Raw genomic sequence first — 12317 nt, 5'->3', positions numbered from 1 at the left:
GACGGCGCGAATACTTTCATACGACATCGTTTCTGGATCCCGGGCTCCTCGCTTCGCTCGGCCCCGGGATGACCGATCACACACCCCGCATTTCCTTCTCCGGGTCGGTGGGCTCACCGGCCGCCTCCTCCAGTTCCGCCGCCTGCTGCACCATCCAATTCTCGAAGGTGCGGATCAGCGGCGCCGCGCGCCGCGTACGCGGATAGACCAGGTAGTAGGCGCCTTCCGTCGGAACCCTGAGCCGGAAGGGTGCGATGAGGCGCCCGGCACGCAGGTCGTCTTCCACAAAGGCGCGCTGCGCCATGACGATACCGAGCTCGTCGGTCGCCGCCTGATAGGCGAGGGCCGAATTCTCGAATTTGAGGCCGCTGTTGCCGTCCACAGTGGTGACGTCGGCGGCGCGCAGCCAGGCCGGCCAGTCATCCGGCCTATGCATCGAGCAGAGCAGGACATAGCGGGTAAGATCCGCCGGCTCGGCCAAGGCCGGGGAATTGCGGAACAGGCCGGGGCTGCAGACCGGCAACAGGATTTCCCCGAACAGCCGCCGACAATAAAGCCCCGGCAGCGGCGCCGATCCCGAATAGATGCAGACGTCGATCTCCTCCCGGTCGAAATCCACCTCCTGATGCGAGGTGGTGATCTGCACATCCACATGCCGGTTGAGCGCATGAAAGCGCGCGAGCCGCGGCACGAACCAGCGAATGGCGAAGGTCGGCGGCAGCTTGATGCGCAGCTTGTTGTCTCCCGGCTTCTCCTGGATCCGGCGTGCCTGCGCCTCGATCTGGTCAAAGGCCTCGCGCAGCACCGAGGCCATGGCCTTGCCCTCGGGCGTCGTCTCGATTCCACGTCGCAGGCGCAGGCACAAAGTGGTGCCGAGCCAGCTCTCCAGCTGGTGCAGATGGCGGCTGACCGCACCCTGGGTCACCGACAGTTCCTGCGCGGCGCGCGTCAGGCTGCCGTTGCGAGCGGTTGCCTCAAAGGCGCGGAGCGCGTTCAGCGGGGGGAGCCGGCGTGTCATCTGCTATGACTTTTCCTTAGAGCACGAGAGCAAATTGTGGCTATACGGCCCCGTATGGAGGGGGTAGCGTCACCTTACAATCACTCCAAACGGGCGCATCATGGCGCGAATACCGGGCGGAGCCAAGTCTTTAAAGGACCGGACACTTATGTTCGGCCGGGAGGAAAAGTCATGTCAGCTGCCACTCTGATTGCGCGCCGATGCCGCCCTGCGGCCGCAGTCTTGCGAGGCTGACGTGACGACCGAACAAGGCTCCGCCGGTCCGAAAACGGTCTTCGAGAAGATCTGGACCGCCCATCTCATCCGGCAGCTCGATGACGGCCGCGACCTTATCTTCGTCGACCGGCACGTGCTCCAGGAGACGACGAGCGCCGCGGCCTTCGACGGCTTGCGCAAAGCCGGACGCAGCGTGCGCCATCCCGAGCTGACCGTCGCCACCCAGGATCACATCATCTCGACGGCCCCCGGCCGCGATGAAAACACCAATCCGGGCGGACGCGAGCTTCTCTCGCTGATGCGGGCGAATGCCTACCAGAGCCGGATCCGCCATTTCGGCGTCGACGATCCGCGCCAGGGCATCGTGCATGTGATCGCGCCTGAGCTCGGCCTTGCCCTGCCCGGTTCGGTGCTCGCCTGCGGCGACAGCCATACCTCCACGGTCGGCGGGCTCGGCGCGCTCGGCATCGGCGTCGGCACGAGCGAGGTGGAGCATGTGCTCGCCACCCAGACGCTGGCGCTCGCCCGGCCGCAGACCATGCGCATCTCCTATGAGGGCAGGCTCGGGCCCGGCGTGACCGCCAAGGACATGATCCTGCGCACGATCGGCCAGTTCGGCATCGCCGCCGGTCGCGGCGCGGCCGTCGAATATGCTGGGCCGGCGGTGCGGGCGCTGGCGGCAGAAGCCCGGCTGACGCTCTGCAACATGTCGATCGAGCTCGGCGCCCGGCTCGGCCTGGTCGCCCCCGACGAGACGACTTTCGCCTATGTGCGCGGTCGTGAATACGCACCCACCGGACCGGATTTCGACCGGGCGCTCGCCTATTGGCGGACGCTCGCGACCGAGCCGGACGCCGTCTTCGATCGCGACGTCATCATCGATTGCGACAAGATCGTGCCGCAGGTGACCTGGGGGACGACGCCGCAGGACGTCATCGGCATCGACGGCCATGTGCCCGATCCGGCCTCCTTCGCCGATGTGAAGCGCCGCGAGCTCGCCGCCGAGGCCATTCGCTACATGGGGATCCCGCCGGGAACGCCGCTCGACGGCATTCCGATCGACATCGCCTTCATCGGCTCCTGCACCAATTCGCGCCTTGCCGATCTCGAAGCGGCAGCCGCGGTCGTGCGTGGCCGGAGGGTTTCGCCCAATGTCCGGGGGCTTGTCGTGCCCGGCTCCATGTCCGTGAAACGTGCGGCAGAAGACAAAGGTCTCCACCACATCTTCCGCGACGCCGGCTTCGAATGGCGCGACGCCGGCTGCTCCATGTGCGTCAGCATCAACGAAGATGTGGTCGACCCGGGCCTGCGCTGCGTCGCGACCAGCAACCGCAATTTCGAGAACCGACAGGGCCCGCGCAGCCGCACCCATCTCGCGAGCCCCGCGATGGTCGCGGCCGCGGCGCTCGCCGGCCATATCACCGATGTCCGGAAGGTCAGTTTATGAGAGAGCCCTTCACCTGCGTCAAAGGCGTGATGGCGGTGATGCCGCTCAGCAACGTCAATACGGACGCGATCATTCCGTCCGCCTATCTGCGCTCGGCGAAGGCCGACCTCGGCAAGGGCCTCTTCGGTGGCCATCGCTATAACGATGCCGGCCGCGAGCGCCCGGATTTCGTGCTCAACCGACCGCCCTTCCGCGCCGCGCGCATTCTGCTGGCGGACGAGAATTTCGGCTGCGGCTCGTCGCGCGAAGCAGCCGTCTGGGCGCTCCAGCAATTCGGCATCCGCTGCGTGCTGGCGCCGAGCTTCGCCGACATCTTTTATGAGAATGCCTTCCGCAACGGCCTGCTGGCCGGTCTGATCGATGCCGAGACGCTCTCGGCACTTGCCGCCGCCGTCGCGGCTTACCCGATGGAGCCGATCGCCAAGGTCGATCTCGCGGCGCGCAGCGTTACCGCACCGGGCGGGCAAACTTACACCTTCCGCGTGCCCGCCACCCGCGCCGAGGCGCTGATGCGCGGCGACGACGAGATCGACACCACATTGCGTCACGGAGCCGAGATCGAGGCCTATTATGCGGCCGCCAAGGCCGGCCGCGGCTGGCTCTACCAGGCCATGGCGGGAGAACAGACTCCGTGAGGCGTCTGACCATCCGCGAGGCGCTGGCGCGGGAGACGCCGCTCGTCACCCCGCTTGCCCATGATGCGCTCTCCGCCCGGCTGATCCAACAGGCGGGCTTCAAGGCTTTCGGCATCGGCGGCTCGGCCCTGCTCGCCGCCCGCCATGCCTATCCCGACATCGGCCTGATCGGGCTGACGGATATGGTCGAGGGCATTCGCGACATCGCGGCGGCCTCGACGCTCCCCTTCGTCTGCGACGCCGACGACGGCTATGGCGACGTAAAGAGCGTCGCTCGCACGATCGTCGCCTATGAGGCGATCGGCGTCCGCGGGCTCCTGCTCGAAGATCAGAGCCGCGACCACAAGCAGCAACGCGCCGACAAGGCCGCTGCCGTGGCGGACGAGGCGGTGATCGAGGCCAAGCTCCGCACCGCCTTGAGCGTGCGTCAGGATCCGGAAACCTTCATTATCGGCCGCACGGATGCCTATGGCCCGCTCGGGCTCGATGCCGCCATGCGGCGAGCCGAGCGGTTTCTCGCGCTCGGCGCGGACGGCATCTTCATCGCCGGACTGAAGACCGAGGCGGATTACCGGAAGGTCGGCGCCGCCTTCAAGGGCGCCTATCTCTCGGCCGCCATGTTCGAGGGCGGCGACACGCCCTGGCTCAGCCCCGCCGATCTCGGCACCATGGGCTTTACCCAAATCTCGTTTCCGGCGAGCCTCATCTTTCGCGCGACTGCTGCGATGCACGAGGCGCTCGCCGCGCTCAGGCGCCACGCCGACGGCACCGAACCGCTGAAGCCGCTCGCCAATGGCGCGGCCGTGCGCGCCATCCTCGATGACGCGGTCGATCTCGCCCGCTGGCGGACGATCGAGCAGTCCGCGGAGAGGTGAAGTCAGGAATTGCCCGTGCTTCTAGACGCACGGACGAGTGGCCGCAGGAAGCGGCCAGTTTGGGGGCAAACGATGCCCGAGGGAACACGAGGGAGGAATCGATGAGAGCATCACAAGCATTGTGGCGGGTTGCCGCCGCAGCCGTGGCGGGCCTTGCCTTGGCGGGCACGGCGCAAGCCGAGCAGATCGTCGTCAGCAACTATGGCGTCTCGGCGAACGGCATGCCCTTCGCGGTCGCCATGGAGAAGGGCTTCTTCAAGGAGGAAGGCGCCAATGTCACCGGCATTCTCTCCTCGGCCGGCGGCGGCACGACGCTGCGCAACATGCTCGCCGGCGATGCGCCCTATGCGGAAGTCAATCCGAACGCCATCATCGCGGCGATCAAGCAGGGCGCGGACGTCAAGATCATCAGCGACAATGTGCTGACGGTTGCTGAATTCGTCTGGGCGGTGAAGCCGGATTCGCCGATCAAGTCCGTGAAGGACTTGAAGGGCAAGAAGATCGGCTACACCAACCCGCGTTCCACCAGCCAGGGGCTCGCCACGCTCGTGCTGCAGGCCGGCGGCTTCAAGACCGAGGATGCCGAACTGGTGAAGACCGGCGGCTTCGGCGAAGGCGTCGCGGCGCTCGACACCGGCCTTGTCGATGTCGCACCTATCCCTGAGCCGCTCTGGTCGAAGTTCAAGGACAAGTACCGGCCGATCGCCCGGGCGTCCGAACTCCTGCCGCCCATCGCCAATGTGCTCGGCGCCGCCGCAGGCTCGGCGACGAAGGAGAAGGCCGATTTCATCAAGGCGGTGATCCGCGCCCGCCGCAAGGCGGTCGAGTTCATGAAGCAAAACCCCGACGAGGCCGGCGATATCGTCGCCAAGGTCTATAACCTCGACCCGGAAGTGGCGCGCAGCGCGGTCAAGAACCTCGTGGACAGCCGCACCAGCGGCGTCGAATATTGGGGTCCTGGCCAGATCCATATGGAAGGGCTCGAAAAGGCCGTCGAGGTGCAGAAGATGATCGGCGCCTTGAGCGGTGACATCGACCTCAAGTCGATGATCGATACGCAGTTTCTTCCGGACGATATCAAGGCGTTGAAATGACCCAATCGCAGAGTGCGCAGGTCACGCTGCGCGATGTCGACAAGATCTTCACCCGGCCAGGACGGCCGGGTGATACCGTCCATGCGCTCGGCCCCCTGGACCTGGAATTGAAGCAGGGCGAGTTCTTCGCCGTGGTCGGCCCCTCCGGCTGCGGCAAGTCGACCCTGCTCGAACTCGTCGCCGGGCTGTCGACGGCAACCCGCGGCGAGGTCGCCTTCGAAGGCCGGCCGATCTCCGGCCGGATCCCGGACGGCGTCGGCGTCGTCTTTCAGGAGGATGCGTCCTTTCCCTGGCTCACGGTCGCCGAGAATATCGCCTTCGGCCTCCGGCGCATGAAGATTTCCCAGCAGGACCGTGACGGGCGCATCGAACGCGCGCTCGCCATGATGGGGCTGACGCCCTTCGCCAAGACTTATCCGGCACAGCTCTCCGGCGGCATGCGCCAGCGCGTCTGCATCGCCCGGACGCTGGTGACGGAACCGCGGCTCATTCTGCTCGACGAGCCCTTCGGCGCGCTCGACCAGCAGACGCGGCTCCTGATGGGCGACGAGGTGCTGAACCTCTGGCGCAAGACCGGCGCGACGGTCTTCCTCATCACCCATGCGCTCGACGAGGCGACCATGCTCGCCGACCGCATAGGCGTGATGTCGGCCCGGCCCGGACGGCTGATCGACGTCGTCGAGACCGGCTGGCCGAAGGACCGCGACAGCCGCATCGTGCAGGAAGAGCGCTTCGGAACGATCACCGCCCGTCTCTGGCGCTCCTTGCGCGCGGAATCGCTGAAATCGATCGGTAAAGTGGAAGAAGCGGCATGAAAGGCGCTACGATCTGGCGGATCGCCATCGTTGTGGGCCTCGTCGGCCTCCTCGAAGTGATGTGCCTCGTCGGGGTCATTCCCCCGCTCACAATGCAGCCGCCGCATCGCATCGTCATCGACCTCGTGGCGATGTTGGCTTCCGGCTCGCTCAACGGGGCGATCGCCAAGACGCTCGGCAATGCGGCGATCGCCTTCGTCGTGTCCATGATTGCCGGCGTCGCGAGCGCCATCGCCATCCACCATTTCAAGCGCGTGCGCGATACGCTGGAACCGGTCTTCGCGACCTATTATGCGATTCCGGTTTTCGCCTTCTATCCCCTCCTGATCATCCTCCTCGGGCTGGGCGACGCGCCGCAGATCTTCATCGGCGCCATGCTCGGCGTCGTCGCCGTCATCGTGAATACGTTGAACGGCCTCGACCGCGTGCCGCGGGTGCTTTTGAAGACGGCGCAGGTGAACCAGATGTCGGCGGTCGAGACCGCCTGGCGCATCACCCTGCCCTGCGCGGCGCCTTACATTCTCACCGGCGCCAAACTCGCCGTGGCCTATTCGCTCATCGGCATCATTGGTGCCGAATTCATCATGTCGACGGGCGGCATGGGCTACGAGATCAGCTTCGCCTACAACAATTTCGACAATGCGATCATGTATCCGCTCATTCTGCTGATCCTGATCGTGTCGATCACCATCAATACGCTTCTCGCCCGCTGGGAGAAGATGCTGATGAACCGGCGGGGGCTGCGATGAGCAAGCTGCCAGCGAACGCGGTCGCTTCCGGAGCGGACCATTCGGGATCAATGAAAACAATGAGCGCCACAGTCGAACGGGCCTCGCCGGCCGAGGCCTCGACACCCGCGGCCGTCCGTATCCCCGACGGCCTGCGCAACGGCTTGACCCTGATCGTCACGCTGCTCGTCCTGTGGCAGGTCCTCTATTGGATCGTCGGCGATATCGCGCTGCGCTCACCGCTCGAGACGCTCCGCTACACGGCTCACCTCGTCACCACCGACCAGTTCTGGGTGCATTTCGCCGAGACCGCCCAGGCCTTCGGCCTCGCGCTCGTGCTCGCGGTCGCCATCGGGCTCACCATCGGCTTCACCCTCGGCCTCAATCGCATGATTGCCGACGTCTTCGAGCCGATGCTCGTCGCCATCTACTCGATCCCGAAGATCACGCTCTATCCGATTCTGCTGCTCGCCTTCGGCCTGGGCATGTCGGCGAAAGTGGCCTTCGGCACCATTCACGGCGTGATCCCGATCGCGCTCTTCACCATCAATGCGGTGCGCAACGTCCGGCGTGTCTATATCAAGACTGGGCATGTCATGGGCCTGAGCTCGGCCGACATGATCGCGCGCATCGTGCTGCCCGCGGCCATGCCGGAGATCTTCGCCGGCATCCGGATCGGGTTCTCGCTGACGCTCATCGGCACGCTGCTCGGCGAAATGTTCGCTTCCCAGCGCGGCCTCGGCTTCCTCTTGATGAACGCCATCGGCCTGCACAATGTCGACCTGATCATGGCGCTCACCTTCCTGCTCGTCGTCGTGGCGGGCGCGTCGAGCGGCTTCCTGCTCTATCTCAATAAGCGGCTCTACGGGCAGTCCTGATCACAGAACCCGAAAGGCTCACGTCTGCGCAGCCATGCGCCGGTCATAGCCATAGGTAGCGCGACGGGAATTCGAGATCTGGCAGATCTTGCCGGAGGCCTTGCTTAATCACCGAGGCGCTGGCCCATGCACCGGCGCAGCCGCTTATCCGCGATCCCCGAGACGGAGCTCACCCTCGCCGTCTGCTCGGCACCGGGCAATAACGCTTTAGCGGCGTTGGCACGAGTCGCAACCACTCAGCTGGAACGCCCGCACACTCTCTTTTGCACACGCGTGCAGAGACTTGCAAAATCCGCCCCGGCGTTCAACTCTCGCGCACGCCTTAAGTCCGGGCGGGTCAGGGTCTTCGCCGATGAGCATTTCCGGCCGCAGCAAATCGCTCGTGCACGACAAATTACCGGTGCAGGATCCGGATGGCGAAGCGCGTTCGGCGAGGGCTTTCGTCGCGGCACGCGAAGTGGCGGCGCTCGCGGGCGTGTCGAGATCGGCCGTATCGCGGGTCTTCACGCCGGGCGCGAGCGTGTCCGAGGAGACCCGACGGCGGGTGCTCGCGGCGGCTAGCGAGCTCGGCTACCACGTCAATCATCTCGCCCGCGGCCTGATGCGGCGTGAGACAGGCATCGTCTGTCTGATCGTCAGCGACATGGATGCGCCCCAGCCGGCACGGCTGGTGCGGGCGCTGACGGATGCGCTTCAGGCGGCCGGCAAGGTTGCCATGGTGCTCTCGACCGGCGGCCCGGACGACGACGCCAGCGCGGCTCTCCGCCAGACCCTCAACTACCGTGCCGACGCGACGGTCGTCATGTCGGGAACACCGGCGCAGTCGCTCGTGCGCACCTGCCTCGACAACGGCCAGCGCCTCATCCTGATCAACCGCGACGACCGGATCGAGGGACCGGCCAATATCCGCCTGGATAATGCAGGCGCTGCCCGCAGCGCGCTCTATGCCTTTCTTCGCGCAGGCTGCCGGCGGCTCGCCGTCGTCAACACGGAACTCGGCACGCCGAGCTTGGCCGCGCGCGAAGCGGGCTTCCTCGCTGCAGCCCAGGCGGTCGGGCTCACGGTCGACGTGGTGCGGCAGGGAATACCGTCGAGTTACGACAACGGGCTCATCGCCGGCCGCCGGCTGTTCACCGGGCTCGACCGGCCGGATGCCGTCTTCTGCGTCAACGACCTTATCGCCTGCGGCGTGATGGACGCGGCCCGACGCGAATTCGGGCTGCGTGTGCCCGACGATGTCTCGGTGATCGGCTTCGACAATATCAGGGAGGCCGACTGGCTGTCCTATGCGCTGACGACCTTCGATCAGCCGGTTAACGCGATCGCCGACCATGTCGCCGCTCTGGTCACAGGCGAACGGGCGACAGAAGATGCGCCGGTGCGGATCGAGGTCAAACCACAGATGGTCTGGCGGCGCACCGTGCGCGTGCCGCAGGTCGACGGTTGACGCGCTACAACGATCCTGCCCCGGCCGATTGCGGCACATCGGGATAATATTGCGGCGCCTCGCGGCGGTCGAACATGCCGTAGTCGCGCAGGATGCGCACGCTGCGCAGGCGCGCGCCCGGCGGCAGGGCGGCGGAAGTCTCGTAGGCTTCCACGGCGGCCTTGTCGCGCCAGGAGGTGAGCAGGATCAGGTCGCCGGGCGTCAACACGGCGTCGAGCACGTCCCAGGCGACGAGGCCCGGACGCGTGATGTCGAGACCGAGCCAGCTCGCCAGCGCGGCGGGGGCCGCGATATCCGCAGGGCGTCGCCCGGTGACCAGCGTGACGACGGTTGCCTCGCCGACCTCCGTTTCGTCCAGGCGCTGTTCGCGCAGCTCACAGCCGGCGGGCAGCTCGCTATCCCGGATGATCTGCCCCACCCGCAGATGATAGTCGTTGAAGATCCGAAAGCGGCCCTTCTCCTGGGCGTCGTGGTGCAGCGCCTTGGTGCGCCAGCGGACCAGCGCCTTCTCGTCGCGCCAGCTCGACAGCGAGAGCAGCCAACCATCGCGCGTGAGGCTGCGGTAGCGGACATTGTCGACGAAGCCGTCGATCTGCTCGAGCTCCGGCTTGAGGAGCTTGGCTTCGCCGAGATAGGCATCCCATTGCTCGGCCTTCGGCTGGACCTCGAAGATCACCGCGAACATTTTTTCCTTCTACCCTGCCAGAGAAAAGGTCATCGGGCGCAAGACGCCAAGTTAGCCGACGTGCCTGCCGAAGGACAGTCCTCGCGGTTGGAGCCAAGGGGCCGACGAGGAGAACGGCGGGCGCCAGCAGCGCGCGGCGCTCTTGCGCAAGGCGCCAGCCTGGGGCCTGATCATTTAAACCGCCACGCGCCCGCGTTCCCGAGGGAGGAAATGCCGTGAAGCTCGTCGACAAGGTGCATATCATGGAGGTCGGTCCGCGCGACGGCTTCCAGTCCGAGCGCAAGTGGATTCCGACCGAGACCAAGATCGAGATCGTCAACGCCTTGTCGCGCACCGGCGTGCCGACGATCCAGGTCACGTCCTTCACCCATCCGAAGGCCATCCCGCAGCTCGCGGATGCCGAGGAGATGATGCGCGGCATCGATATCGTCGAGGGTGTGAGCTATCGGGCGCTGACGCCCAATATGCGCGGGCTGCAACGCGCGCTTGCCTTCAAGGATCGGCTCGATGGCGTCAGCGTCATGCTGTCGGTCACGGAATCGCACAATCGAGCCAACGGCAATCGCTCCATCGCCGACACCTTCGCGGAGATCGAGGCGATGGCGCCCGTGGCGCAGGAGGCCGGCTTCATCGTCTCCGGCAGCGTGATCTGCGCCTTCGGCTGCCCCTTCGAGGGCGAGGTGCCGCTCAGTCAGCTCGAGCGGGTGGCCGAGCGCTATCTCGCGCTCGGCATCACGCATATGTCGCTCGCCGATACGATCGGGGTCGCCAATCCGCTCCAGATTTATCGCGTCGCCTCGCATATGCGCGCGAACTATCCCGCGGTGACGTGGACGCTCCATCTCCACAACACCCGCGACATGGCGCTCGCCAATGTGCTCGCCGGCATGCAGGCCGGCATCGACCGCTTCGACGGCGGGGTCGCCGGCCTCGGCGGCTGCCCCTATGCGCCGGGCGCCTCCGGCAATATCGCGACGGAGGACCTGGTCAACATGCTGCAGGAGATGGGCATCGAGACCGGCGTCGATCTCGACAAGGTCCTGGCGATAGCGCGCAGGCACGAGGCCTTCATCGACCATCCGCTCGACAGCGCGCTGCTGCGGGCGGGCAAGCGCAGCGACCTGAAACCGGCCCCCCAGGCGCAGCAGAAAGTCGCTGTGCTGGAGGCGGGTGGCTGAGAGCGGCCCCTCAGGGCCTCACGCAGCCAGGAGTGGATCCGGGCGGAAGCCGATGATCTCCTCGAAACGCGCGGAATAGGCCGGCCAGGCTTCGGGATTGACGAGCCGGGGCGGCACGCGCCCGCGCAAGAGGGCGAGCCACTGCTCCGCCGCCGCCTTCGACATGTCGTGGACCGCCTCATGCGTGGCGCCGGCGATATGCGGGGTGGCGATGACATTGTCGAAGTGGAGAAGCGGATGGTCGGGCGGCGGTGGCTCCACATCGAAGACGTCGATGCCGGCGCCGCCGAGGTGGCCCGATTGGAGAGCCGCGAGCAATGCCTCCTCATCGTGGATCATGCCGCGGGCCGTGTTGACGAAGAAGGCCCCCGGCTTCATGCGCGCGAATTCCTCAGCGCCGAACATCCGGAGCGTCTCGTCCGTCCGCGGGCAATGCACGGAGACGAAATCCGATTGTTCGAGGAGCGTCGCGAAATCGACCTTCTCGGCACCGCGCGCCGCGATCTCCCCGGCGCTCAGATAGGGATCATAGGCGAGCACGCGCATATCGAAAGCGCGGCAATATTTCGCCGTGAGGCGCCCGATATAGCCGATGCCGACGATGCCGACCGTCTTGCCCATGATATTGCTGCCGGTGAGCCGAAAGCGATCCTGCGCCGTACCTTGCAGCAAGGCGCGGTTGGTGAAGGCGATCCGCTTCGTCAGCCCCAGCATGAGCCCGATGGCGTGTTCGGCGACCGGCTGACTGTTGGTGCCCGACTGGTTGCAGACGATGACGCCGGCCGCCGTGCAGGCCTCGACATCGATGACGTCGAAGCCCGCGCCGGCTGACGAGAGGGCGAGCATGCGAGGGCATCGCGACAAGAGCTCCGCCGTGCCGAACCACGGCTCCTTCAATTCGGTGCGCGCAGCCACCTGATAGCCGCAGGCCGAGGCCAGCGCCGACCAGTTCTCCGGCTCGGGATCGCCATAATGCAGCCGGACGAGCTCGATGTCGTCCTGCGCGCCGAGAATGTCCTCCGCAACGGGGTGGAACCAACGTTCGAAAAAGACGAGCCGTTTGCGATTGACGGTCATGGGCCTCCCCGTTTTCCTTCTTTGCAAATCATATATCTTATTATAGTATTTATAGCCATATAAACGTGTCAACGGCCGGAGGCGGCCGGTTCAGGCCCCCGCGGCCATAAAGACCAGCATAGCGCGACGAGCAGAGCTCTCAACCCACCCCGACCGGCTTGCCGCTCTGCAGTTACCATATTATCATATTATAAATACAAAACACGTCCGCGGCGATTGCCGAC

General features: G+C 65.8%; 12 protein-coding genes. 9 read left to right on the top strand and 3 right to left on the bottom strand.

Features of this window, described 5'->3' with window-relative positions; genetic code table 11:
* Positions 1 to 76: 76 nt before the first annotated feature.
* Complete coding sequence (gene gcvA / locus ACFQU1_RS13115) at positions 77 to 1018, bottom strand: transcriptional regulator GcvA (protein WP_378133175.1); 942 nt, start codon at positions 1016 to 1018, stop codon at positions 77 to 79.
* A 235-nt stretch (positions 1019 to 1253) separates the two neighbouring features.
* Between gcvA and leuC the strand changes: the two genes are divergently transcribed.
* From leuC to ACFQU1_RS13075, 8 genes are all read left to right on the top strand, one after another.
* Positions 1254 to 2681 carry a 3-isopropylmalate dehydratase large subunit gene (leuC, locus tag ACFQU1_RS13110; RefSeq protein WP_378133173.1) on the top strand — a complete coding sequence of 476 codons (1428 nt, stop codon included), beginning with the start codon at positions 1254 to 1256 and terminating at the stop codon, positions 2679 to 2681.
* Positions 2678 to 3316, top strand: coding sequence for a 3-isopropylmalate dehydratase small subunit (gene leuD, locus ACFQU1_RS13105; RefSeq protein ID WP_378133171.1), 639 nt, complete (start codon positions 2678 to 2680; stop codon positions 3314 to 3316). Before leuC ends, leuD begins: the two co-directional genes overlap by 4 nt.
* Positions 3313 to 4191 carry an oxaloacetate decarboxylase gene (locus tag ACFQU1_RS13100; protein ID WP_378133169.1) on the top strand — a complete coding sequence of 293 codons (879 nt, stop codon included), beginning with the start codon at positions 3313 to 3315 and terminating at the stop codon, positions 4189 to 4191. The genes leuD and ACFQU1_RS13100 overlap by 4 nt, the downstream gene beginning before the upstream one ends.
* 101 nt (positions 4192 to 4292) lie before the next feature.
* Complete coding sequence (locus tag ACFQU1_RS13095; RefSeq protein WP_378133167.1) at positions 4293 to 5285, top strand: ABC transporter substrate-binding protein; 993 nt, start codon at positions 4293 to 4295, stop codon at positions 5283 to 5285.
* A complete protein-coding gene (locus ACFQU1_RS13090) occupies positions 5282 to 6100 on the top strand; it encodes an ABC transporter ATP-binding protein (protein WP_378133165.1) in 819 nt (272 codons plus the stop codon). Before ACFQU1_RS13095 ends, ACFQU1_RS13090 begins: the two co-directional genes overlap by 4 nt.
* Positions 6097 to 6849 (top strand): ABC transporter permease, encoded by a 753-nt coding sequence (locus ACFQU1_RS13085; protein WP_378133163.1) that lies wholly within the window; start codon positions 6097 to 6099, stop codon positions 6847 to 6849. The genes ACFQU1_RS13090 and ACFQU1_RS13085 overlap by 4 nt, the downstream gene beginning before the upstream one ends.
* Before the next feature lie 59 nt (positions 6850 to 6908).
* Positions 6909 to 7706 carry an ABC transporter permease gene (locus tag ACFQU1_RS13080; RefSeq protein WP_378133161.1) on the top strand — a complete coding sequence of 266 codons (798 nt, stop codon included), beginning with the start codon at positions 6909 to 6911 and terminating at the stop codon, positions 7704 to 7706.
* A 352-nt stretch (positions 7707 to 8058) separates the two neighbouring features.
* Positions 8059 to 9153 carry a LacI family DNA-binding transcriptional regulator gene (locus ACFQU1_RS13075; RefSeq protein ID WP_378133159.1) on the top strand — a complete coding sequence of 365 codons (1095 nt, stop codon included), beginning with the start codon at positions 8059 to 8061 and terminating at the stop codon, positions 9151 to 9153.
* A gap of 4 nt (positions 9154 to 9157) precedes the next feature.
* Here ACFQU1_RS13075 and ACFQU1_RS13070 read toward each other — a convergent pair whose 3' ends face one another.
* Entirely contained in the window at positions 9158 to 9838 is a 681-nt protein-coding gene (locus ACFQU1_RS13070; RefSeq protein ID WP_378133157.1) for an antibiotic biosynthesis monooxygenase family protein, read from the bottom strand.
* A 215-nt stretch (positions 9839 to 10053) separates the two neighbouring features.
* On the opposite strand from ACFQU1_RS13070, the gene ACFQU1_RS13065 reads away from it, so the two are divergent.
* Positions 10054 to 11016: a hydroxymethylglutaryl-CoA lyase gene (locus ACFQU1_RS13065; RefSeq protein ID WP_378133156.1), complete on the top strand. Its 963-nt coding sequence runs from the start codon at positions 10054 to 10056 to the stop codon at positions 11014 to 11016.
* Between the two features lie 18 nt (positions 11017 to 11034).
* On the opposite strand, the gene ACFQU1_RS13060 is transcribed toward ACFQU1_RS13065, so the two are convergent.
* Positions 11035 to 12093, bottom strand: coding sequence for a hydroxyacid dehydrogenase (locus tag ACFQU1_RS13060; RefSeq protein ID WP_378133155.1), 1059 nt, complete (start codon positions 12091 to 12093; stop codon positions 11035 to 11037).
* Between the last annotated feature and the right edge of the window lie 224 nt (positions 12094 to 12317).

Source organism: Chelatococcus sp. GCM10030263 (assembly GCF_042666455.1).
Classification (GTDB): domain Bacteria; phylum Pseudomonadota; class Alphaproteobacteria; order Rhizobiales; family Beijerinckiaceae; genus Chelatococcus.
This window is presented reverse-complemented; position numbering and strand designations above follow the sequence as displayed.